General features: G+C 72.1%; 23 protein-coding genes. 8 read left to right on the plus strand and 15 right to left on the minus strand.

Translation table 11 applies throughout. From position 1 onward, the window contains the following. The first annotated feature begins 206 nt into the window (after positions 1 to 206). The 4 genes from AB0D74_RS28990 to AB0D74_RS29005 all read left to right on the plus strand — a co-directional run bounded on the left by AB0D74_RS28990 (position 207) and on the right by AB0D74_RS29005 (position 4149). On the plus strand, positions 207 to 578 hold the full coding sequence (locus AB0D74_RS28990; RefSeq protein ID WP_362593252.1) for a DUF4333 domain-containing protein: 372 nt from the start codon (positions 207 to 209) through the stop codon (positions 576 to 578). A 13-nt stretch (positions 579 to 591) separates the two neighbouring features. Next, a complete protein-coding gene (locus AB0D74_RS28995; protein WP_362593255.1) occupies positions 592 to 1275 on the plus strand; it encodes an ABC transporter ATP-binding protein in 684 nt (227 codons plus the stop codon). A gap of 151 nt (positions 1276 to 1426) precedes the next feature. Next, complete coding sequence (locus AB0D74_RS29000; RefSeq protein ID WP_362593258.1) at positions 1427 to 3406, plus strand: FtsX-like permease family protein; 1980 nt, start codon at positions 1427 to 1429, stop codon at positions 3404 to 3406. Between the two features lie 14 nt (positions 3407 to 3420). Continuing rightward, positions 3421 to 4149 carry a response regulator transcription factor gene (locus tag AB0D74_RS29005; protein WP_362593262.1) on the plus strand — a complete coding sequence of 243 codons (729 nt, stop codon included), beginning with the start codon at positions 3421 to 3423 and terminating at the stop codon, positions 4147 to 4149. Positions 4150 to 4361: 212 nt separating this feature from the next. Here the strand turns inward: AB0D74_RS29005 and AB0D74_RS29010 are convergent, their stop codons facing one another. Continuing rightward, positions 4362 to 5012, minus strand: a complete 651-nt coding sequence (locus AB0D74_RS29010) for a TetR family transcriptional regulator (RefSeq protein WP_362593265.1) — start codon at positions 5010 to 5012, stop codon at positions 4362 to 4364. 475 nt (positions 5013 to 5487) lie between these two features. On the opposite strand from AB0D74_RS29010, the gene AB0D74_RS29015 reads away from it, so the two are divergent. Then, positions 5488 to 7086 carry a GMC oxidoreductase gene (locus tag AB0D74_RS29015; RefSeq protein ID WP_362593268.1) on the plus strand — a complete coding sequence of 533 codons (1599 nt, stop codon included), beginning with the start codon at positions 5488 to 5490 and terminating at the stop codon, positions 7084 to 7086. Between the two features lie 33 nt (positions 7087 to 7119). On the opposite strand, the gene AB0D74_RS29020 is transcribed toward AB0D74_RS29015, so the two are convergent. The 6 genes from AB0D74_RS29020 to AB0D74_RS29045 all read right to left on the minus strand — a co-directional run bounded on the left by AB0D74_RS29020 (position 7120) and on the right by AB0D74_RS29045 (position 11853). Beyond that, positions 7120 to 7773 (minus strand): TetR/AcrR family transcriptional regulator, encoded by a 654-nt coding sequence (locus AB0D74_RS29020; RefSeq protein WP_362593271.1) that lies wholly within the window; start codon positions 7771 to 7773, stop codon positions 7120 to 7122. Between the two features lie 57 nt (positions 7774 to 7830). Further along, complete coding sequence (locus AB0D74_RS29025; protein WP_362593274.1) at positions 7831 to 8244, minus strand: carboxymuconolactone decarboxylase family protein; 414 nt, start codon at positions 8242 to 8244, stop codon at positions 7831 to 7833. Continuing rightward, on the minus strand, positions 8241 to 9098 hold the full coding sequence (locus tag AB0D74_RS29030; RefSeq protein WP_362593277.1) for an SDR family oxidoreductase: 858 nt from the start codon (positions 9096 to 9098) through the stop codon (positions 8241 to 8243). The genes AB0D74_RS29025 and AB0D74_RS29030 overlap by 4 nt, the downstream gene beginning before the upstream one ends. Further along, positions 9095 to 10327 carry a cytochrome P450 gene (locus AB0D74_RS29035; RefSeq protein WP_362593280.1) on the minus strand — a complete coding sequence of 411 codons (1233 nt, stop codon included), beginning with the start codon at positions 10325 to 10327 and terminating at the stop codon, positions 9095 to 9097. The genes AB0D74_RS29030 and AB0D74_RS29035 overlap by 4 nt, the downstream gene beginning before the upstream one ends. A gap of 79 nt (positions 10328 to 10406) precedes the next feature. Then, positions 10407 to 11654 carry an FAD/NAD(P)-binding oxidoreductase gene (locus AB0D74_RS29040; protein WP_362593283.1) on the minus strand — a complete coding sequence of 416 codons (1248 nt, stop codon included), beginning with the start codon at positions 11652 to 11654 and terminating at the stop codon, positions 10407 to 10409. A 1-nt stretch (position 11655) separates the two neighbouring features. Further along, entirely contained in the window at positions 11656 to 11853 is a 198-nt protein-coding gene (locus AB0D74_RS29045) for a ferredoxin (protein ID WP_362593286.1), read from the minus strand. A 248-nt stretch (positions 11854 to 12101) separates the two neighbouring features. Here AB0D74_RS29045 and AB0D74_RS29050 point away from each other — a divergent pair, with 248 nt between their 5' ends. The 3 genes from AB0D74_RS29050 (at position 12102) to AB0D74_RS29060 (ending at position 15803) form a co-directional block, all read left to right on the plus strand. Further along, entirely contained in the window at positions 12102 to 13028 is a 927-nt protein-coding gene (locus AB0D74_RS29050; RefSeq protein ID WP_362593289.1) for a TIGR03620 family F420-dependent LLM class oxidoreductase, read from the plus strand. A 101-nt stretch (positions 13029 to 13129) separates the two neighbouring features. Then, positions 13130 to 14068, plus strand: coding sequence for an NADP-dependent oxidoreductase (locus AB0D74_RS29055; protein ID WP_362593292.1), 939 nt, complete (start codon positions 13130 to 13132; stop codon positions 14066 to 14068). 349 nt (positions 14069 to 14417) lie between these two features. Beyond that, entirely contained in the window at positions 14418 to 15803 is a 1386-nt protein-coding gene (locus AB0D74_RS29060; RefSeq protein WP_362593295.1) for an NtaA/DmoA family FMN-dependent monooxygenase, read from the plus strand. 20 nt (positions 15804 to 15823) lie between these two features. Here the strand turns inward: AB0D74_RS29060 and AB0D74_RS29065 are convergent, their stop codons facing one another. From AB0D74_RS29065 to AB0D74_RS29100, 8 genes are all read right to left on the minus strand, one after another. Then, positions 15824 to 16384 (minus strand): helix-turn-helix domain-containing protein, encoded by a 561-nt coding sequence (locus AB0D74_RS29065; RefSeq protein WP_362593298.1) that lies wholly within the window; start codon positions 16382 to 16384, stop codon positions 15824 to 15826. A 228-nt stretch (positions 16385 to 16612) separates the two neighbouring features. Then, positions 16613 to 17071 carry a hypothetical protein gene (locus AB0D74_RS29070; RefSeq protein ID WP_362593302.1) on the minus strand — a complete coding sequence of 153 codons (459 nt, stop codon included), beginning with the start codon at positions 17069 to 17071 and terminating at the stop codon, positions 16613 to 16615. A 1-nt stretch (position 17072) separates the two neighbouring features. Beyond that, positions 17073 to 18668, minus strand: coding sequence for a long-chain fatty acid--CoA ligase (locus AB0D74_RS29075; protein WP_362593305.1), 1596 nt, complete (start codon positions 18666 to 18668; stop codon positions 17073 to 17075). Positions 18669 to 18743: 75 nt separating this feature from the next. Next, complete coding sequence (hcaB, locus tag AB0D74_RS29080; protein WP_362593308.1) at positions 18744 to 19577, minus strand: 3-(cis-5,6-dihydroxycyclohexa-1,3-dien-1-yl)propanoate dehydrogenase; 834 nt, start codon at positions 19575 to 19577, stop codon at positions 18744 to 18746. Continuing rightward, positions 19574 to 20449, minus strand: coding sequence for an alpha/beta fold hydrolase (locus AB0D74_RS29085; protein WP_362593311.1), 876 nt, complete (start codon positions 20447 to 20449; stop codon positions 19574 to 19576). The genes hcaB and AB0D74_RS29085 overlap by 4 nt, the downstream gene beginning before the upstream one ends. Then, complete coding sequence (locus AB0D74_RS29090) at positions 20449 to 21024, minus strand: 3-phenylpropionate/cinnamic acid dioxygenase subunit beta (protein ID WP_362593314.1); 576 nt, start codon at positions 21022 to 21024, stop codon at positions 20449 to 20451. The genes AB0D74_RS29085 and AB0D74_RS29090 overlap by 1 nt, the downstream gene beginning before the upstream one ends. 60 nt (positions 21025 to 21084) lie before the next feature. Beyond that, positions 21085 to 22299: an FAD-dependent oxidoreductase gene (locus AB0D74_RS29095; protein WP_362593317.1), complete on the minus strand. Its 1215-nt coding sequence runs from the start codon at positions 22297 to 22299 to the stop codon at positions 21085 to 21087. Next, positions 22296 to 22631: a non-heme iron oxygenase ferredoxin subunit gene (locus AB0D74_RS29100; protein ID WP_362593320.1), complete on the minus strand. Its 336-nt coding sequence runs from the start codon at positions 22629 to 22631 to the stop codon at positions 22296 to 22298. The genes AB0D74_RS29095 and AB0D74_RS29100 overlap by 4 nt, the downstream gene beginning before the upstream one ends. Positions 22632 to 22650 lie beyond the last annotated feature (19 nt).

The following is a 22650-nucleotide window of genomic DNA, read 5'->3' on the forward strand; positions in this document are numbered from 1 at the left end:
GAAACCCCGGAGACAGCCGTGGGAGGAGACCGACTTCATGCCGATCACGGTAGACACCACCGGGCCTGAACGGGATCGGCCGAACGGCCGGAACTACCACCGCGAACGATGGCCGTACGGCCGAGGCGGGAGCCCGGGCCCTCGGGCGAGGGTGAAGCCACGACAAACCAGTCGCCAGTCCTCCCCTCAGGCCTCAGGAGCACTCCATGCAGCGCAACAGATTCGTCGTCGGAGTCGTCGGCGGTGCCACCGCCGCGGTCGCCGTCGGCGCCCTCGGCACCCATCTCCTCGCCGACCCCGAGTCGACGAGCCGGCTGGACTCCCACAGCACGGTCACCGTCGACGGGCACAAGGCACTGGCCGCCACCATCGTCGCGGGCCGTACCCAGAGCAGGTACCACCCGCTCCCCTGGGTCGGAGACGAGGTCACCGGCGTCACGTGCCCGACCGGTCTCAAGGCGGTCGCCGGCGCGGCGGTGACCTGCACCGGAAAGAAGACGGACGGTTCCGAGGTCCGTATTCCGGTCAGCGTCGTCAAGGCCACGGACTCGTCCGTGACCTGGAAGTTCGAGCGCTGAGCGGGAACGCGGGATGACCGAGACACTGGCCGGGCACGGCCTCGTGAAGAAGTTCGGCGCCACCACCGCCCTTGCGGGCGTCGACGTGGCGGTCGGCGAGCGCGACTCGCTGGCGATCATGGGCCCGTCGGGGTCCGGCAAGTCCACCCTGCTGCACGCCCTGGCAGGCATCATCCGCCCGGACGACGGTCAGGTGCTGCTGCGGGGCGAACGCATCGACAAGCTCGGCGAGAACAGGCTCAGCGCGCTGCGCAGGACCCGGTTCGGGTTCGTGTTCCAGTCCGGGCAGCTGCTGCCCGAGCTGCCGGCCGAGGAGAACGTGGCGCTGCCGCTGATGCTGGAGGGCGTCCCGCGCCGCCGGGCGGTACAGCGGGCCCGGCGCTGGTTCGCGCCGCTCGGCCTGGACGGGCTGGAGCAGCGGCGGCCCGGCCAGCTCTCCGGCGGTCAGGCCCAACGGGTCGCCATCGCAAGGGCGTTGGCCGTCGAACCCGACGTGGTCTTCGCCGACGAGCCCACGGGCGCCCTCGACCAGACCACCGGCATGGACGTCGTACGGCTGCTCACCTCGGTCACCCGTGAGCAGGGCGCGGCCCTGGTGATGGTGACCCACGACGCGGACGTCGCCGCCCACTGCGACCGGATCCTGCACGTGCGCGACGGCCGGATCAGCTCCTACTGCCAGTACACGGTCACCTGACCGAGGCCACACCGAGGCCGCGACTACCTGCACGAACCTGTCGAAGATCGCGAAATCGTCGAGAGCGCGAACCCATCGAGAGCGCGAGCCCGCCGAGATCGAAGATCCCGATCCCGTCGAACATCCGCCCCGCCCGCAAAGGCTGTCTGTCATGCGTTCCCCCGTCCTGCCCCTGACCTGGCATCTCGCCAGGTCCTCCGGCCGCCGCGGCCTGCAGAGCCAGCTGCTGGCGGCCGGCGCCGCGGCTGTCGGCGCCCTCGTCCTGCTGATCCTGCTCGCCGCCTACCTCGGCGCCGGCACCCGCGCCGACCGCACCGCCTGGCGCACACCCGCCACCGACCGGCACGGCACCGGCGTCCAGGCCCTCGCCACCACCTACGTCCGCGACGACCCGGTCACCGTCGTCTCCCTCGCGCAGCTCCCGCACCACGCGCGGACTCCCGCCCCGCCGGGCCTGTCCGCCTTCCCGAAGCCCGGGGAGACGTTCGTCTCCCCCGCGCTCGCCGAACGCCTGCGCGCCCTGCCGACCGCCCAACTCGCCGCTCGCTTCCCGAAAGTGACCGGCACCATCGGCGCGGCCGGGCTCGCCTCACCGGACGAACTGGTCGCGGTGGTCGGCCGCTCCCCCGGAGACCCGGCCGTCGCCGAGTCTGCTGCGGGCGACGGCGTCTGGGACGAGGGGCTGACCGAGCGAGCAGTGATCTCCGGCTTCTCGGGCAGCCGGCAGAGCGTGTTCACCTCCAGCGACCGGGACGCCGTCCTGCTCGGCGTCGGCCTCCTCGCGGTCCCGGTCGCCGTACTCTCCTCGGCCGCCGGGCGGTTGGGGGCAGCCCGGCGCGAACAGCGGCTGGCGGCACTGCGGCTGGCCGGTGCGACCCCGCGCCAGATCCTCGCCATGACCGGCGCCGAGTCGGCGGCGGTGGGCGCGGCCGGCGCCGTGACGGGCGCGGTGGCGTACTGCGCGCTGCTGCCGGTGCTGGCCGAAGTGCCGTACGGGATCGGGAGTTGGTACATCGGCCAGCTCTGGGTCGGGCTGCCCCTGCTGCTGGCCGTGGTCCTGGCCGTGACCGGGCTGATCGCGGTGAGCGCGATGTCGACGCTCCGGCAGGTGGCCGGAGCGCCGCTGGGGGTGGCCCAGCAGGCGAATCCGCGCCGCAGCCGTCTTGTCCGCCTGCTGCTGTTCGTCGCGGTCCTGGTCTTCATCAAGACCAGCGCCCGCGGCAGCGAGCTCACCCCGGCCCGGATCGTCGGCTTCATCGTGCTGTTCTACGGCGCGTTCTGGATGTTCGGGCCGTGGGTCGTGGACCGGCTGGGCCGGGTCGCGAGCCGTTTCGCCCGGCGCCCGGCCACCCTGCTGGCCGGGCGCAGGCTCAGCGACGACCCGCGCGGGGCGTGGCGGACCGTCAGCGGACTGGTGCTGGCCGGCTTCGTGGCCGGGTTCTTCACGGTCGGCAACCTCGGGATCGTCGGATCCGGCTTCCGCGGCGACGAGGTGGCCGTCCCCACCGCGCACGGCACGGTCGCCGAGGCACGGACCCTGTTGAAGGACGCGGGGGTCACGGCCGGGGTGCGCGCGGGCGACGACGACTTCCTGCTCGGCGGGCAGCCGGGCGTGGTCGCCCGGGTCACCGGCGGTCCCGAACATGTCGACCGGGCACTCACCGCCCTCCAGCCCCTCGGCCACGGCCGGCTCCCCTACGGCAAGGCCTACGCCGACGCGCAGAACATCACGGTCTCCGACCGGCTCGCCCAGCTCGCCACCGCCACCCTCGCCGTGAGCTTCCTCGTCGCGACCGCCTCTGCCGGCCTGACCGCAGCCGCGAACGTGCTGGACCGGCGGCGGGTGTACGGCCTGCTGCGGCTGTCGGGCACCCCGCTGAGGGTCCTGGACCGGGCCCGGCTGCGGGAGACGGTCCTGCCGCTCCTGGTCCTGGCCGGCGGCACGACCGCGACGGGCGTGTACGCCGCCTACCAGCTGAACAAGGCCGGCGACAGCACCATCAGCGCGTCGGGCGCGGTCCAGCTCGCCGTCTGCGTCACGCTGGGCGCGCTGGCCATGTTCGCCGCGATCGGCGCGAGCCGCCCGCTGCTGCGCAGGGTGACGGCGGACCCGACCCGCACGGCCGACTGAGGGATCATCGGGACATGACCACCCCCTCCGCCGGTTCCGCCCCGCCCATCCGAGTCCTCATCGCCGACGACCAGGCCATGGTCCGCACCGGCTTCCGGTTCTTCCTGGACGCCCAGCCGGACATCACGGTCGTCGCCGAGGCCGCCGACGGTGAAGAGGCAGTGGCACTGGCCCGGGAGCTACGCCCCGACGTGTGCCTGCTGGACATCCGGATGCCCAGGCTGAACGGCCTGGAGGCGACCCGGCTGCTCGCCGGGCCGGGCGTGCCCGACCCGCTGCGGGTGGTCGTGGTCACCACCTTCGACCTCGACGAGTACGTCTACGGCGCGCTGCGCGGCGGCGCCTGCGGGTTTCTCCTCAAGGACTCCGGACCCACCCTCCTCGCGGAGGCCGTCCGCGCCGCCGCGTCCGGCGACTCACTGGTCTCCCCTTCGGTGACCGTCCGCCTGCTCAGACACCTCACCGCGCAGTCGGAGCCGACTCCGACTCCGACTCCGACTCCGGCTCCGGCTCCGGCTCCGCTCCGGAAGCCTCCCGCCGAACCGCCCTCCGAGCCGCTCACCGACCGGGAGCTGGACGTGGTCCGGCTGGTGGCCGTCGGCCACACCAACGCCGAGATCGCCACCGAGCTGCACGTCTCGCTCTCCACGGTCAAGACACACCTGTCCAGCGTCCAGATCAAGCTGTCGGCCCGGAACCGGGTCGAGATCGCCGCGTGGGCCTGGCGCAACGGCCAGACCTGAACAACTGCCTTTGTTCCTCGGGCTCGGCCGATGCGCTTGGTCGTCCCGCACGCGGGATGTACCGAGTTCCACGGATCGGCGTGGTGAACGTTTCAGGGCCGCACGGGTAGCCCGGGGGCCGGTCGTCGGGGCGGAGTCCGTGCTGCGGAGGACTGCCGTCGTCCGATGGGGCTGCTGCTGCCGGGAGTTGTCCGCCTGCCGTGTCCGGCTTCTCAGTCCGTGATGCGCCGGACCGGCGCATCGTCGATCGCGGCGGGGCCGATGACGGGAAGGCGCAGCATTCGTCCCCCGGCGGGGGTCTCGGCGGAACCGGTCTCGAACAGCTGGGCCACCAGAAGGAGCGCTGCCGCCAGGGTCTCGCCGAGGGGCGGTCCCTGCGGATTCGCGGGCTGCACGGCCCAGTCCTCCACGGCGACGCGCAACGCGGCGTTGAGCATGCCGGCTTCCAGCCGGACCGCGAGGTCGTGCGCGGAGCGGCCCGTGCCCTCCGCGATCACGCCCGCGAACACCTCCTCGGCGTCGAAGTGCGACTCCAGCCACACGGCTCGCAGGCCCGGTTCCTTCCGGCTCAGCCGGACGAGGTCACGCAGCGCCTCGATGGGCTGCGCCGCGACCGTGCCCGGGTCGTCGAAGCTCGAGATCGCATGAGCGAACGAGCCGTCCCCTCGCCAGTAGGCCCGCAGACGCTCGGTCGCCAGCTCGATGCCCGCAGCGAGAAGAGGGCGGACGCACTCCTCCTTGGAACGGAAGTAACGCCACAGGGTGCGGGTGGAGACCCCCGCGGCGGAGGCGATGTCCTCTGCGGTGGTCGCCGCCACGCCCTGCAGGACGAAGAGTCGCACCGCCTCGTCGGCGATCTCCATACGCGTCGCATTGCGCCGCCGCTCCGTCAACGGCGGTCTGCCGGCCCGCCCTTCAGGTCTTCCGGACACGCGCCTCCCCCTCGACTCGGCTCCGCCGATCTTAGTTCACGTCACACTGCGACTTCATGGCACACCGCGACAGTCGGTGCTACGGTGGCGACGCCAGAAACGCCATGGACACATCAATATCGGTGTGTCCGGTGCGGTGGCCGCGGCCACCGCAACCCGCACGACTCCGAACATCCGAGGCCGCCCCCGAGAACGCCGGGCCATGCCGCTTCCGCCGATCCGCACCTGTCGGCCGAGGTCCGCTGTGCTTCCGGTCAACACCCGGGCTTTCGGCCTCTGTTCACTCCGCTCGCAGGTATCCCTCCACTCCCCACACAGTCCGGCCCCGTGGGTCCGTAGCCCATGAGTGGCCCTTCCGACGGGATTCCACATGCCTGACAGTGCTTCCGCCCGGTCCACATCCGGTATGGATCGTCGACAACTCCTCGGCGCGGCCTTGTTCGGCGCAGCCGCGATCACCGGGTCCGTGGCCGGTGCCACCACGGCACGCGCCGCGACCACCACCTCCGCGTCCCTCCCGTCCGTTTCGGTGACGGAGCAGCGTGCGCGAGCCGTCGTCGTGGGCACCGGCTTCGGCGGCGGGGTGACCGCCCTGCGGCTGGCCCAGGCCGGGGTGTCCACCCTGGTGCTGGAACGCGGACGACGCTGGCCCACCGGCCCGAACGCCACCACCTTCTGCCGCTTCGCCACCATGGACAACCGGTCCGCGTGGCTCACCGACCACAGCGTCATCCCGGGCGTGGACAAGACGTGGACGCCCTACACCGGCGTCCTGGAGGCCGTGACCGGCAACGGCATGACCGCCATGTGCGGAGCCGCGGTCGGCGGCGGGTCGATCATGTACCACGGGATGACGTTGCAGCCCGGCGAGGAGGAGTTCGCCGCCTCCCTGCCCGTGGCGGCCGGCCTGTACGACGACCTGAACCGGTGGGCCTACCCCACCGTCGCCCGCGCCCTGGGGATCTCCACCATCCCGTACGACGTCCTGGCCAGCGATCCCTACGCGTCGTCCCGGCTCTTCGAGAGCACCGCACCCGACGCGGGCCTCACGCCCTTCCACGTGCCGCTGCCCATCGACTGGAGCTACGTCCGCGGCGAGTTGTACGGTCAGTACGAGGCGACGTACACCACCAGCGACATCGCCTTCGGCGTCGACAACGGCGGCAAGCACTCGATCGACGTCACCTACCTCGCCCAGGCCGAGTCGACCGGACTCGTCGACGTGGCACCGCTGCACGTCGTCCGTGACATCGCGCTCGACGCGCACCAGCGGTGGGTCCTGTCCGTCGACCGCATCGACACCGGGGGGATCGTCCAGGAGAAGAAGCGCATCGTCGCCGACGCCGTGTTCCTCAACGCCGGCTCCCCCGGCACGACCCGGCTCCTGGTCAAGTCGCGCGCCAAGGGCCTGGTACCCGATCTGCCCGATGCCGTCGGCACGCAGTGGGGGAACAACGGCGACCGGATCTACGCCTGGATCGGGATGGACGGCGACATCGGCACCCAGCAGGGCGGGCCCGCCTGTGTGGGCGGCCGGGTCCCGGACAGCCCGATCCCGCTCACCGTCGTCCACGCCGGGTCCCCGATCCAGCAACCGGGCGTCAAGGCGATGTCGGTCATCGGCTTCGGCGTCGTCGAGGCCGCCGGCACCTGGGCGTACGACGCGGACACGGACGACGCCGTGCTGACCTGGCCGTCCTCCGGCGACGCCGCCCTGCAGGAGCTCATCGCGGCACGCATGCAGGCCCTCGCCGGGGCGGGCGGCGGGATCATGATCGACACCAACGCCCAAGCGCCCTCGACCTGGCATGCCCTGGGCGGGGTTCCCATGGGCGACGCGGTCGACCTCTGCGGGCGCGTCCTCGGCCATCAGGGCCTCTACGTCCTCGACGGCGCCCGGATCCCTGGTTCCACCGGTGCCTGCAACCCCTCCATGACCATCGCGGCCCTCGCCGAGCACAGCATGGCGGCGATCGTCCGTCAGGACGTCGGTCGCGTCTTCTGAGCGGTGACACCGGGCAGTCGCGACTGCCCGGTGTCACCTGGCCGCCTCGCCGAGCACGGTGTCGACCATGCAGCGGGCGAAGGCGCTGAGTTCCTCCGGGTCCTGCCGTCCGAACGTCGAGGTCCACAGGGCGAAGCGGCCGAAGAGCGCCGACCAGAGCATCATGGCGGCGTGCGGGGTCCCCTTGGGCCAGCTCAGGCCCTCGTTCTCGCAGGTGTGGAAGGCGTCGAGCCACTGCTGCCACAGGTCCAGGGAGGGGTGTTCCTCGCGCGGTATGCCGAAGGCGGTGGCGTCGTAGCCGAACATGAGACGGTAGACGCCGCGCTGGGTGCGCGCGAACGTGCAGAACGCCTCGGCCTGTGCGAACAGCCTCTCGCGTGCGTCGGCTCCGCCGGTCACCGCCTCGGCATCGGCGTCCCGCATGACGGTCACCAGGCGCTCGTACCCGTCCTCGACGACCGCGCGGGCCAGCTCGTCCTTGTCCGCGAAGTGCAGGTACATGCTCTGGGCGGCGATGCCGACCTCGCGGGCGACCTCGCGGAGGGAGACGGGGAGTGCGTCGTTCGCCACCTTCTCGTCGAGCAGGCGGGCGACGGCCGCGAGGATGTCCTGGCGCAGGCGCTCGCCCTGGCCCCGGGGGTTTCGGCTTCGTACGGTGGCGGTCGGCTGGTCGTTCACCCTTCTCATTGTGGTGCATGCGCCGGTGCGGCGGGTGGCCCGGCCGGGCCACCCGCCGGGTGTCGGCTACGGCTGCCCGAGAACACGCGTGGCCGTGGCCATCGCCTGGCCTGCCGCCGGATAGCCGATGTACGGGACGGTGTGCAGCACGGCTTCCAGGATCTCCTCCGGGCTGAGTCCGTTGGCCCGGCCGGCCACGACGTGGTTGCCGATCTCCGTCTGGTGCCCCTGAGCCATCAGCACGCCCAGGGTGATCAGGCTGCGGTCGCGCCGGGCGAGCCCCGGGCGGGTCCAGATGTCGCCGAAGACATGCTCCAGGGCCAGTCGGCCCATGCTGGGCACGGGGCCTTCGCCCTCCTGCACCGCCTTCATGTTCGCGGCGAGGAACTCCTTGCCCAGCATCTCCGCCACGACGCGCTCCCCCGCCGCCTGTCGCGCAGCCGCCGAACGGTCCGCGTCGACGGCCTCGGCCTCGGTCATGCCTGTTCTCCGTTCCCTGGTGCGGTCAGGCGGGACAGCATGCCCAGGCCTGTTGCCGTGGTGGTGCCTGCGTCCACGGGAAGCACCGTGCCGGTGATCCACCGTGACTCCGGGCCGGCCATGAAGAGCGCGGCCCAGGCGAGGTCCCAGGCGGTGCCCTCCAGACCGAGCAGATTGGCCTTGCGCCGCAGTTCGCGGCCCTGGGCGCCGCCCTGGTCCCCCATGGGGGTGTACAGGTGCCCGGGGACCAGGCAGTTGACGCGGATGCGGTCGGGTCCCCAGGCGTGGGCGAGGTCGACGGTCATGGACTGCAGGGCGCCCTTGCTGGCGCCGTAGGCGCCGGTGCTGAAACCGCGCAGGCCGGCGATGGAGGAGACGTTGACGATCGAACCCCCGCCACCGCGGACGAGATGCGGGTGCGCGGCGCGGGCCACCAGCATGGGGGCGGTGGCGTTGACGGCGAAGACCCGGTCCCAGTCGGCGCGGTCCGCCGTGCCGATGTCGCCCTTCGGGGTGACGGCGGCGTTGTTGACGACCGCGTCGAGCCTTCCCGCCGTGAACGCGAAGGAGTCCACGGCGTCGCGGACGGCGTCCTCGTCGGTGATGTCCGCCACCAGGGTGACGGCTCTGCCGCCCGCCTCCTCGACGCGCGTGCGGGTGTGCGCGGCGCGCTCCTCGCTGACGTCGAGTATCCCGACGGTGGCGCCCTGCGCGGCGAACAGCAGGGCGGTCGCGGCCCCCGTGCCGAGGAAGTGGCCGCTGCTGCCGGCACCCGTGATGAGCGCCGCCGTGCCGTCCATACGCCTGCCGCGGCCGTCGAGGTGGCCCCCGACGGCGAACGTTCCGGCGCTCACCAGGTCACCGGCAGGGACTTCAGGCCGTACACGGCGGTCTCGCTCTTGAAGTCGAGTTCGTCCTCGGCGACGGCGAGCCGTAGTCCGGGGATGCGTTCGAGGAGGCGGGGCCAGGCCACCTCCATCTCGACGCGGGCCAGGTTCTGGCCCAGGCACTGGTGGGTGCCGAAGCCGAAGGCGATGTGGTTGCGGGGGTTGCGGCCGATGTCGAGCCGGTCCGCCGGGGTCTCGTCCGTGTTGAAGGCCCGTGGGTCGTGGTTGCCGGCGACCAGGGAGACGATGACGCCCTCGCCCTCCCGGACCAGGTGCCCGCCGATCTCCACGTCCTCAAGGGCTACCCGGCGCGGGTTGACGGCGACGATGCTCCAGTACCGCAGCATCTCCTCCACGGTGCCGGCCGCCAGTTCGGGGTGGGCGATCAGCCGTGCGCGCTGGTCGGGGTTGACGAGAAGGGCGGTCAGGCCCAGTCCCAGCATGTTCGCCGTGGTCTCGTGCCCCGCTCCGGTCAGGAGGGCCACCAGGCCGGGCATGGTCTCGGGCGGGAATCCGTCCGGCCCGGAGTGGTCCGCGAGGAGACGGCTGATCATGTCGTCGCCGGGCGCGCGGCGTTTGCGCTCGATGAGATCCGTGTAGTAGGCGATGGCCTCCAGCTGTCCCTGGACCCGCTCCTCGTGCGTGGCGGTGAGGTCGGCACCGAGGTCCGCGTGCTTCTGGAAGACCTCCCGGTCCTCGTAGGGAACGCCCAGGACGAGGCAGATGGCCCGGGACGGCAGCGCGAGCGCGAACTCCGCGACGAAGTCGACGGGACCGTCCTTGGCGAGGATCCCGTCGATCAATTCGTCGGTGATCCGCAGGAGTTCGTCGCGCATCGCCCGGGTGCGCCTGACGCTGAACTCCCGGGTGAGCATCTGCCGCAGCCGGGCGTGCTCGGGGTCGTCCAGGCGCAGGAAGAGACCACCCTGCTCGTCTCGCTGCGTGGACCAGTCGAGCGGGTACGTGGGGTGGCGCACGTCGGCGCTGAAGGACTGACTGCCCAGCACGGCACGGACGTCCTCGTGCCGGGTGGCGAGCCAGTGCTGCGAGCCGTCCCAGATGGTGACCTTGTGCAGGCCGCCCTCCTCACGGAACTCGGCGTGCTGCGGCGGTGCGCTGAACGGGCAGGTCCGCGGGGTCGGGAAGAAGGGAGCCGCGCTGTCGGGCGCCGGGGTGGGGGGTGCGGAGGTGGTCATGTCGTCTTGCCTTCTTTCGAACGTCTTTGTTCTTCGCGGGAGTTGAGAACGCGATCCGTCGAGGCCAGTACGGCGGGGCCTATGCGGCGGACGGGGCGGCTGTGGGCCATGCGGCCCGGTCGAGGACGGCCTGCCGCCAGGTGCGCAGCGAGCGGGCCATGCCGTTGCCCAGGACGCCGTCGACGCTCTGCGGCAGCCCCTCGCCGTCAGGACGGCCGTAGACCCCGATGAACCTGCCTTCGGAGAGCGAGCCCTCCACGACTTTGAAGGCCATGTCCTGTCCGGTGGTGCCGTAGGACTGGAGCTTCAGGTCGTACTGGTCGGACCAGAAGTACGGCAGGGAGGGCGCCGGGAACTCCTCGCCGAGCAGGGCGGCGGCGACGGCTCGCCCTTCCTCCGTGGCGGCGAGCCGGTGCTCGTTGCGCCGATGGGACCCGCGCTCGGGGTCGAACCAGGCGGCCACGTCGCCCGCCGCCCAGATTCCCCCGGCGGCCTGTCCACGGGCGTCGCACAGCACGCCTTCCACCCCGTCGCGCTTCCGGTCCCCCAGCAGCAGACCCGAGTCCGCGAGCCAGCCAACGGCGGGGCGGGCGCCGACGGCGACCAGGACGTTCGTCGCGTCGACGGCACTGCCGTCGTCCAGCAGCACTCCCGTGGTCCGGCCGGCTTCGGCGATCACCTCGCTGACGCCGACACCGCATCGCAGGTCGACTCCGGCCGCGCGATGGCGTTCGGCGAGCATCCGCGCGACCTCGTCGCCCAGCACGCCGACCATGGGAAGCGGCAGTGGGTCGACCATGGTCACCGCGACGCCCATGCCGCGGGCGACGGCCGCCGCCTCGGCGCCGACGAATCCGGCCCCGACGACGACCAGGCGACCGCCCTGGGCGAGTGAGCCACGGAGCCGGAGCGCGTCCGGGAGGCTGCGCAGCACCTGACTGCCGGCCAGACCGGCGCCCAGCGGGACGGGATGCACAGCGACCGCTCCGGTGGCGATCACCAACGCGTCGTACTCACGCGTGGTGCCGTCGGCAAGACTCACCCGGCGGGCCTGGGCGTCCAGCCCCACGGCCGCCGTTCCGGGCACGTGTGTGACACCGAGTGCTTCCCACTGTTCCCGCGGTCGCAACAGCAACCGGTCGGTGTCCCATTCTCCTGCCAGCAACTGCTTGGACAGGGGCGGACGGTCGTACGGCAGGCCCGGCTCGTCACCGATCAGGGTCACCTCTCCGGTGAACCCCCGCCGCCGCACTTCCTCCACCACGGCCATACCCGCGACCGACGCACCGACCACGACGAGCCGCCGGGGTTCCGGGGCGGCCGTCATGTCAGCCTTCCTCGATCAGGATGGCGGCGGCCGGACACACCTGGGCGGCCTCTCGCGCGGCGGCCTCCTGGTCCGTCCCGGGTACGGGTTCGAGCAGCACGACGATGCCGTCCTCGTCCCGTTGGTCGAACAGCTCCGGGGCCACCAGCACGCACTGCCCGGCAGCACAGCACTTCTCTTCATCGACGGTGATCTTCATCCGACTGCCTTTCCCGCAAGCACAGTTGAGACCCTCCGGCCACAGCCTGTATCGCTCCCAGATAACCTGACGGCCGTCACCTTACGATCGTGACGTCACGCCTGCAAGGTCACTGATGGGCGGTACACGGACGACCGCGTCAGGCCTGATTGCCAAGTGGCGGGGTTCTCCGTATCGTGACCGCGGAGATAAACGGAGGGGCACGCCGTTTATCGGTCACCCCGGCGACCTCCTCAGAGGAAGTGCTGATGAACGACGCAAGGACCACACAATCCGATCTCGGCGCCCTCAAGGAATCCATCGGGCGTTACGGGATCTGGAGCTTGGCACTGCGCGTGGACGACCCGGCCCGGCGCTCCGATCTGGGGCATGCCGCGAGGGAACTGGAAGACATCGGCTACCGCGCGGCCTGGGTCGGCGGTGGCTCCGTCCGGCACGCCCGGGCAGTGATCGAGGAGACCGCTCACCTCACGGTCGGCACCAGCATCCAGCGCATCTGGGACCACGAGGCGAGCGAGGTGGCGAAGGAGTTCGCCGAGGTGCAGGCGGCCCATCCCGGCAGGTTCCTGCTCGGCCTGGGCGTGGGACACGCCGGCGCGGTCGAGCGGTACCACCAGCCCTACTCCGCGATGGTCGGCTATCTCGACGCCCTGGACGCCGTGGGTCAGCCCGGCGAGCGCCGTTTCCTGGCGGCTCTCGGGCCGAAGATGCTGAAACTCGCCCGTGACCGGTCGATCGGCGCGTTCCCCTACATGTCCACGACCGCGCACATCGCGCAGGCCCGCGAGAGCCTGGGCGAGGGCCCTCTGCTCGCCCCGGAGGTGAAGGTGGTCCTGGAGTCCGACCCGGACCGGGCGCGTGCCGTCGCCCGGCTCCACGTCGGGCCGAGCCTGTCGGCTCCGAACTACGCGAGGAGTTTCCTGCGGTCCGGTTTCGCCGAGAAGGACCTGGCGGGCGGAGGCAGTGACCGGCTCGTCGACGCGATCGTCATCTGGGGCGACGAAGTCCGCGTCAGGGAACGCCTGGAGGCCTTCTTCGCCGCGGGCGCCGACCATGTCGCCGTCCAACTCCTCACCGACGCACCGCCGGTCATGGAGTACAAGACGGCGGGTCAGGCGCTCGACACCCGCTTGCGAGAAGGCTGGCGGCGCCTCGGCCGGATCCTCTTCGCCTGACCCCGGCTCCCTGCGCGGCGCGGCCTCGCGGACGTCCTGCCGGCGTCCCAGCCTCCGCAGCCCCGACCGCGACCACCCACGAGTCAACGAAGGACATCGGTATGCGAATCGTAGGACTGACCGAGTTCGGTGGTCCGGAGCAGTTGTGTGTGCTCGATGTTCCGGAGCCGCACCCGGGTCCGGGGGAGGTGCGGATCAGGGTGCACGCGGCTGCGGTGAACCCGGCGGACATCGGGACCCGCAGCAAGGCGTGGAACCCGAACCCGCAGTGGCGTCCGCCCTACGTCCTGGGCATGGATGCCGCCGGGGTCGTCAGCGAGGTCGGCGAAGGGGCGCCCTGGAGCGTCGGAGACCACGTCATGGCGATCGTCGTTCCCTGGGAGCCGGGTGGCGGGGCGTACGCGGACGAGCTCGTGGTGCCGGCCGAGTCCGTCGTGCGGGTTCCCCGTGACATGGATTTCTTCCGGGCGTGCACCCTGCCCATGAACGGCCTGACCGCCGTGATGGCGCTGGCGACCCTGGACCTGCCCGAGGGGCGGACGCTGGCGGTCACCGGCTCGGCCGGGGCGTTCGGCGGATACGTGACGCAGATGGCCAAGACCCGGGGGCTCCGGGTGCTGGCCGACGCGTCCGCCGCCGACGAGGCCTTGATCCGAGGCCTCGGCGCCGACGAGGTCGTGCGCCGTGGCGACGAGTTCGCGGAACGGGTCAGGGAGGTCGTCCCGGACGGCGTCGACGCCGTCGTCGACGGGGCGTTGCAGAACGGCAGGATCGAGCGCGCGGTCCGCGACGGGGGACAGATCTTCGTGCCGTCGCCCTGGATCTGGGAAGCCGAGCGCGGCATCACCGTCCGCAACGCGCTCGTCCAGGACGGGTCGAGGAACACGGTCGGGCTCGATCTCGTGCGCGAACTCGCCGAGCGGGGCGCCCTCACTCCGCGGGTCGCGGACGTCCTGCCCGCCGAGCGTGCCGGCGACGCGCACCGTCGGCTGGAGGCCGGGGGCGTCCGGGGGCGGCTGGTGCTCGACTTCGGCTCCTGAGGAAGGCATCCCCCTGTTGCATGGGCCCCCTCCGGCCGGCCCGCGACTGTCCGCAGGAAACCCGCGCATGCCCCGTACACGATCGCCTCCGTATCCGCAGGGTTGCGCGGACCGTCCTCCAGCCGCAGGCTCGCGGACGGCCTCACCGAGGCCGCCGTCGCCGAACTCACGGCCCACGGCGGCGAGGCGCGCGTGCGCGCGATCGAACCGGGAGGCTCTGCCCGGCACCGGCTCGCGCTGGAGTGTTCCCTTCGGCCGCTCTTCGCCCACCTGCGAGCCGAGGCCGTGCCCACAACCGCGTCGGGCTGCGGCACACCCTCTGACTCATCGTCACGAACAAAGGCACGCCATGAACGCGACCACCACAACGACCGACGACGGCACCCGGCGTTCCATGGTGCTCGGAGCGCAGGTGATGAACTACGGCTCCGCCGACGCCGCCTGGCGCTGGCCGGGCACCAACCCGCGGACCTACTTCGACCCGGACACCTGGGCCGAGACCGCGACCGTGGCCGAACGCGGCACGATGCAGTTCCTCTTCATCGCCGACCACCCCGCGGTCCGCGAGGACCTGACCCGTCACAAGCCCTCGGCCACGATCGACCCCATCGTGGTCGCGGGCCATGTCATCGGCCGCACCAGCCGCATCGGCATCGTGCTCACCCAGTCGACGACGTTCAACCACCCCTACACGGTGGCCCGCCAGCTCAAGGCCCTCGACCTGCTCAGCGGCGGCCGTATCGGCTGGAACGCCGTCACCACCCAGGAACCCGCCATCGCGGCGAACTACGGCTCCCCGGTCGCGGACCGGACCACCCGTTACGCACGCGCGCACGAGTTCGTCCAGCTGGTCCAGGCCCTGTGGGGAAGCTGGGGACCGGACGCCCTGAAGCTCGACACGGACGCCGGAGTGTTCGCCGACGCCGCCGAGATCCGGCCCGTCGACCTCGCCGGCCGGCATGTCGCCTCCCGCGGGCCGCTGCCGATCCCGCCCTCCGCACAGGGGCAGCCGATCCTCTTCCAGGCCGGCGGCGGTGCCGAGGCACTCACCGTCGCCGGAAGCTACGCCTCCGGGGTCTACTCCATGGCCACCGACATCGACACCGGGCGCGAGCACCGCCGTGCCCTGGACGAAGCGGCCGTCCTGGCGGGACGCGCACCCGAGGACATCAGGCTCTTCATGGGTGCCTTCACCACCGTCGCCGACAGCACGGAGGATGCGCTGGCCCGACGTGAAGAACTGATGCGTCTGTCCCCGACTCCCGTGCACGCGCGACTCCGCCACCTGTCCGCGCTGGTGGGCGTCGACATTCCCGTCGACCGGCTGAACGCCCCGCTCTCCTCATCCGAGCGGGCCTCGCTGCGCCCCGCGCCCTTCCGGCTCCACGCCGAGAAGGCGGTGCGCCTGCTGACCGAGGGCCGCACGCCCTACGAGGCCCTGCTACGCGGTGTCACCGACTTCCACACCACCCTCCTCGGCAGCCCGGAGGAGATCGCCGACGAGATGCAGGAACTCTTCGAGGCCGGTGCCTGTGACGGCTTCGTCATCGCCCCCGACGTCGTCAGCGACGGCCTCCCCGCCTTCACGGACAGGGTCGTCCCCGTCCTCCGGCGCCGCGGCCTGTTCCACGGGGACTACGAGGCAGCCACCCTGCGCGGGCATTTCGGTGCCCCGCACCAGTACGGACGCACCGTCGAGCCCGCACGATCCCCGGCCGGACCGGGGAGGTCATGACCGTCCCGGCGCAGGCCCGCCTATGCTCGCGGGCTGATCCCGTCAAGGGCGAGGGTGAGGAGCCGGGTCGTCTCGGCGGCAGGGTCCGTGCAGTTCTCGGTGGCCAGCACGATGCCGACGATCAGCGTGATCAGATCGGTGGCGGTCACGCCTGCTGCGACCGCTCCGGTCCGCGCGGCGCGTTCCACGAGCGGCTGGGCCGCCGTGCCGAGCTCCGTCGAGCAGGAGGTCCCGCCGTCCCGGTCGGCCATCCCGTCCGGGAGAAGAGCCGTGGCAAGTCCGCGCGCGGAAGCGACGTACTCGGCGAAAGCGTCCAGCCACTCGAGCAGTGCCGCCCTCGGATCGCTCTGCCCCATGAGCTCGCGGGCATGCGCACACAGCGTCTCGGTCTGTTCGCGGAAGACGGCCTCCAACAAGGCCCGACGGCCCGGGAAATGTCGGCGGACCGTGGCCGAACCGACCCCTGCCACCCGGGCGATCCGCTCCAGGGACGCGTCGGCGCCGCGCGTGGCGACCTCGTCCTGGGCCACTTCGAGGATGTGCGCGTAGTTGCGTCTGGCGTCTGCACGTCGGCCGGCCATGAGATCACCTCCGAGTCACTATCCGGCGGGGCCCGCCACATCATATCCGAGCCATGGACATCGAGGCCGGGGCAGGGCGGCGGCCCACCACACGTCAGAGGCACCGTCACGGTGTCCACATCGTCGCCTCCATGCGGGCGCCGATCCGTGAGGCCGTGAACACAGCCGCTGCGAGAAACCGCCGCGTCCCGACCGCTGCCGTGCCCGGTGAGGCACGGCCGCTGTCGGTCAGGTGCCGGGCACGTGGTCCAGGTCCATGTCGGTGTTCGTGACCCAGCCGGGTTCGCGGACCAGGAGGCTGAGCTGCCGGTCCGCCACGTCGATGTCGACGACGTACCGGAAACCGGCCGCCTCGGCGTGCTCGGTGGCGGTCCGGTCGCCTTCCGGCACCGCGTACACGACCCGGCGGCAGCGCGGGTCGGCTGCGGAGACGGCCTCGGCCAGGGTCCGGAGCAGGGCGGGGACCGTCTCCGCACGCGGGTCCGTCTCCAGGACGAGTTCCACGTCGTGGGCCGCCACGGGGTAGGCGTCCCGCAGTCGTCCCGCCGCGCAGCGCTCCACGCGCACCAGGGCCTCGGTTCCGCCGTGGCGCAGGCGCAGTACTCCCGCGCCGCGGCTCCACGACTCGACGGTCGCCCGCTGCCCGCCCCGGAGTTCCAGGGCGGGCAGCGGTGGCACGGCGAGCATGTCAGCCCTGCCCGTCGGCGAGGCGGCGGACGACGGCCCGGTCCAGCTTGCCGGAGGCGTTCCTCGGCACGGCGGGCACGACGGTCAGGCGCCGGGGCAGTTTGTAGCGGGCCAGCCGCCCCGCGGCCCACGCGTGCACGGCCTCAAGCGTGACCGCCGCCGGGTCGTCCACGCTCACCACGGCCGCCACCGCCTCCCCCCACTGCTCGTCGGGCACACCGACGATCGCGACGTCCAGGACGCCCGGCATGGCGGACAGGACGCGTTCGACCTCGGCCGGGTAGACGTTCTCCCCACCGGTGATGATCATGTCCTTGAGCCGGTCGACGATGTACAGGCAGCCGTCCTCGTCCAGGTATCCGATGTCACCCGAGTGGAACCACCCCTCCTCGTCGAAGGCGGCCCGGTTCGCCTGCGGGTTGTTCCAGTAGCCGGCCGTGACGTTCGGGCCGCGGACCACGATCTCGCCTGCCTCGCCGGTCCCGACGGGGCGGTTGGTGGCGGCGTCGACGACGCGGACCTCGGTGAAGGGCATGGGGATGCCCGCGGAGCCGACCTTGTCCAGGGTGTGTTCGGCCGGCAGGTGGGTGGCGAAGGGGGCGGTCTCGGTCAGTCCCCAGGCCTGCTGGAGCAGGACACCGTGTCCGGCGTAGAGCTCGATCAGCGAGGGCGGTACCGGCGCGCCCGCGACGACGACCGAGCGGAGGTGGCTCAGGTCCGCCTCGAAGACGCCGGGCACCCGGGCGAGCGCGGCGAACATCTGGGCCACTCCGAACATCGAGTTCACCCGGTGGGTGACCAGGTCCGCCAGACACTGCCCGGGGTCGAAGCCGCGGCGGATCACCACCGTGCCGCCGCGCACCAGGGTGCGCAGGACGAAGCTGTTCAGGGCGCCCACGTGGAAGAGCGGTGCGGCGGCGTAGGTGACGTCGCCGCGGCGGGTGTCCAGGCGCAGCTCCACGTTCACGGAGTTCCACCAGATGTTGCCGTGGGTCAGCACGACGCCCTTGGGCGTGCCGGTGGTGCCGGAGGTGAACATCAGGATCGCGGGGTCGTCCGCGCCCTTGGCCGCCGCGCCGGGCGCCGGCAGGGCGGCGGCGAGCAGGGGCGACCAGGACTCCCAGCCCGGGGCGCCGGTCGCCGGGACCTCGGTGTCGTCGTCCACCAGGAGGAAGCGGGCGAGACGCGTACGGCCGCGGATCCGGTCGGCGCTCTCCCGGTGGCTCTCCTCGCAGACCAGGGCCGTGGCGCCGCTGCCGTTGAGCACGGCCTCCAACTCGGCTTCGGCAAGGCGGAAGTTGACCGGCACGAAGACCGCGCCGAGGCGGAACGCGGCCAGCATGGTCACGAGGTACGAGCCGCTGTTGAGGCCGAGAAAGGCGACCCGGTCCCCGTCGGTGATTCCCCCGTCCGCCAGGACGGCGGCCAGCCGGGCCGCCTTGTCGTCGAGTCGGGCGTAGGTGAGGTCGCCTCCGGCGTAGCGGACGACGACCGTGTCTCCGCGGAAGCGGGCGTTGCGTTCGACCGCCGCGGCCGGGTTGAGGTCGACCCGCAGGCCCGAGTTGGCCGGGTGCGGGATCGTGGCGGGCGTGGTCACGAGCGGCTCCTCGTTGAGCTTCGTCGGGCTTCGTCGAGTGTGGACGGGGGGGGAAGGAGGGACGGGTGGACGGGGTCAGAGGTGGTCGCCGCCGGCGGCGGTCGCGAAGCCGCGTACGCCGATTCCGCCGTCGACGTTGATGGCGTGCCCGGTGATCGGGCCGCTCTGGGCGCGGGCGGCCAGCAGCACGTAGGACCCGGTGAAGTCACGGGGGTCGGTGCTGGAGTCGTGCAGCGGGATGGGCGGCGGCGAGCCCGGGGCCTTCTTCGCGAACGAGGCCGCGATCGAGCGGTCGGACAGCGCCAGTGACTCGGGGCCGCGCAGGTCGGTGTTCATGCCGCCGCAGGCAACGCCGTTGACGCGGACCTTGGGGGCGAGTTCGTAGGCGAGTTCGCGCATCAGGCCGAGACAGGCGTGCTTGCTGGCGGTGTAGAGGGGGCCGCCGCCGTTGACGTAGAAGGAGGCGTTGGACAGGGTCATGATGATGCTGCCGCGGGTCTTCACCAGCTCCCGCCAGGCGGCCTCCGCGGCGAGGGCGTATCCCTTGACGTTGACGGAGAAGATCTCGTCGAAGGTGGCGTCCAGTTCCTCGGCGCCGAGCCGGGTGAGCTGGCGCTGGTAGTCCCACAGGCCGGCGTTGGTGACGAGCGTGTCGAGCTTGCCGAAGCGGTCGACCGTCTCGGCGACGGCCGCGTGCAGGGCGGCCGAGTCGCGCACGTCGGCGGCGACGGCGTGGATCCGGGACGGGTCGGGGGCCGCCCGGACGACCTCGTCGAGCCGGGCCTTGTCCCGGCCGAGGACGGTGACCGAGGCGCCTTCCGCGAGGAACCGCTCGGCGACGGCGCGCCCGATGCCCGATCCGCCGCCGGTGATCAGGGCGGTGTCGCCCGCCAGCCAGCCGCCGCTCACGAAGCGTCCTCCGCCAGGAAGTCGGTGACCAGCCGGTCGAACTCCCGCTGCCGTTCCAGCTGCACCCAGTGGCCGCAGCGGCCGAAGACGTGCAGCTGGACGTCACGGATCTGCTTGAGCATCAGCTGAGCCCCGTCGAGCGTGATCGTACGGTCGTCCCGGCCCCAGAGCAGCAAGGTGGGGGCCTTGATCAGGTGCAGGTCGCGCCAGAGCGGGTCCATGCCGCCGCGCTGCGCGAACGCCGCGTTGTAGCGGTGGTAGAAGGCGATGTGGCTCTCGTCGAGGGAGGCCTCGTAGCGGGCCTTCACCACCTCCTCGCCGAACTGCCGGTGGTCGTAGACCATGGTGCGGATGAAAGCCGCCATCTTCTTCTCGCTGGGCCCGCCGCCGTTGTAGTAGCGGAACATCTCCTTCTGTCCCTCGGTGGGCGTCGGGCAGAGCGGCAGCCAGCCGCCGCCGGGAGCCATCAGCACCAGCCGGGTGACCCGCTCGGGGTGCTGCTGGGCCAGGGCGATCGCGGCGGCGCCGCCGAGGCTGTTGCCGAGCAGGTGGAAGGTGTCGATGCCGAGGGAGTCGAGGGCCTGGCAGAGGGCGTCGACGGTGATCCGGGTGATGGACCGCTCGTCCAGGTCGGCCTCGCTCGGGCGGTAACTGCCCCCGAATCCGGGCTGGTCGGGCAGGACGACACGGAAGTGCCGGGCCAGGGCGGGCAGGTTCTGCCGGTAGTTGCTCACGCCGGAGGCGCCCGGGCCGCCGCCGTGCAGCATCACCAGCACCGGCCCCTCGCCGGTCTCGGCCACGGCGATCTCACCGAGTGAGGTGGTGACGCGGTGGTGCTTGAGTTCGAGGTCGGTCACGGTGCACGTCTCCATCAGAAGAAGGTCGAGATGTTCTTGGCCTGGAGGATGTTCTGGTCCAGGAGGATGGTCCGCCGGGCGATCCGGAGACCTCCGTCGCCGGTGCGGCGCAGGAGGTCGGTGCGTCCGCCGGCGAAGACGTTCTCCTCGCGCTCCAGCCGGTTGCGGTAGACCAGGAACGCCGAACGCACCCAGAGGTCGTTCTCGGTGAACCCGTCGTGTTCGGCCGGGTCGGCATGCCGGACCATCACGTTCGTGACCAGGTGCCGGGTCCGCGAGGGCGGGTCCTCGGCCCAGGCCATGCCCGAGTCGAAGCGGCGGATGCGCCAGGCGAGGCTCTCCTTGCTCTCGTCGTAGAAGGCGGCCTCGCCGCGGGCGGCGACGGACAGCGCCTGCTGGCGCCGGAGCCGGTTGGTGCGGGTGGGCATCCAGTAGTCGAGGTCGTCGGCGAGCAGTTCGAGCCAGTCGGTGTAGCGGCCGTCGTCGAGGAGGGCGGCCTCCTCGTAGTAGAACTGCTCGACCTCGAAGTGCGTGTCCCGGTCGGCGCGTTCTCCGGCGCGGGCCCGGTGCTGCTCGGTGGCTGTGCTCACGGTGTCGTTCGATCCCTTCTTCGGGCCGGACCTGCAGGGGCCGTGCCGCCCGGCGGCGGGTCAGCCGCGCAGCAGGTCGCGCGGCTTCACGGACGGGTCGGCCAGCCGGTCGGCGTCGGCCGGGATCCGGCGGTCGATCATGCGGCGGGCGGCGCGTACGGCGGACGGGTCGTCGACCGAGGCCGCGGCCACGACCAGGCCGTCCCGCAGGCCGAAGACCGCGAAGGAGGGGCCGTCGAAGGCACCGCGGACGACGGTGTGTTCGGCGGTGTCCAGGTGGCCGACGGCCTCGACGTGGCGTGCGTGCCGGTCCGTCCAGAACCAGGGCGCCGTCGGCTCCGGCGGTGCGGTGCCGAGCAGGGTGGCGGCGGCCCGGGCGCCGTCGTGCCGTGCGGCCTCCCAGTGCTCGGTACGTGGCAGGAGCGCCCCGTCCCGGCGGACGCGGGCCGGGTCTCCGACGGAGAGCACGGCCGGGTTCGAGGTGACGTGCCGCTCGTCGACGACGATGCCGCGGTCCACCTCAAGACCGGCGAGCCGGGCGAGTTCGGTGCACGGCACCATGCCGACGCCGAGCACGACGGCGTCGTACAGCCGCGGTTCGGCGACCGAGGTCAGCCGTACCTCGATGCCGGTACGCAGTTCCGTGAAGGACTCGACCGAGGCCCGCAGGGTGGTGACGCGGTGCCGGGCGTGCAGGTCGTGCAGCCAGGCGGCGAGTTCCGGGCCGAGGACGGCGGCCAGCGGGACGGCCACCGGGTCGACCAGGTCGACCTGGCAGCCGAGGCGTACGGCGGTCGAGGCGACCTCGGCGCCGATCAGACCGGCACCGACCACGAGGACGCGGGCGCCGGGGGCGAGGGCCGGGCGCAGCCGGTCGGCGTCGTCCGCCGTGCGCAGCACATGGACGCGGTCGCTGTCGATGCCGGGGATCGGCGGGCGGGCCGCGCCGCCGCCGGTGGCCAGGACGACCCGGTCGGCGGGCAGCAGCCGGCCGTCCGGGAGTTCGACGGCCGCGTCCCGGGGGCGCAGCGCGGTGACGGCGGTCCGGTTGATGAGGCGTACCCGCTGGTCGTCGTACCACTGCGGCGGTTGCAGCGCGATCTGCTTGATGTCCTTGGTGCCGGCCAGGAAGTCCTTCGACAGGGGCGGCCGGTCGTACGGGAAGTCGCCCGCGTCGACGAGGGTGAGGTCGCCGTCGAAGCCGCCCGACCGCAGCGCGGCGGCCGTGCTGACGCCCGCGACGCCGCCGCCGACGATCACCACACGCTCGGTCACGGCGTCTCCCCCGGGAAGAGCCAGACCTCGCCGTCGCGTACCTCGACGCGGTGCGGGCAGGCGTTCCTCGTGGCGGGCAGGCCCTGGACCTCGCCGCTCTTCAGGCAGAACCTGCTGGAGTGCAGCGGGCATTCGACGAACCCGTCCTCGACCCAGCCGTCGGCCAGGGAGGCGGTCTCGTGCGTGCAGGTGTCGTCGAGGGCGTACACGGTGTCGTCGGTGTCGCGCAGCAGGGCGATGTGGTCGTCGGTGCCGGTGACCGCCTTGTCGACGGCGATGCCCTCGCCCTGGGGGATGTCGTCCAGGGCCGCGACGCGGATGCCGTTGCTCATGCTTGCTCCTCGTACGACG

Origin of the sequence: Streptomyces sp. NPDC048278 (genome assembly GCF_040652195.1) — a bacterium.
Classification (GTDB): Bacteria; Actinomycetota; Actinomycetes; order Streptomycetales; family Streptomycetaceae; genus Streptomyces.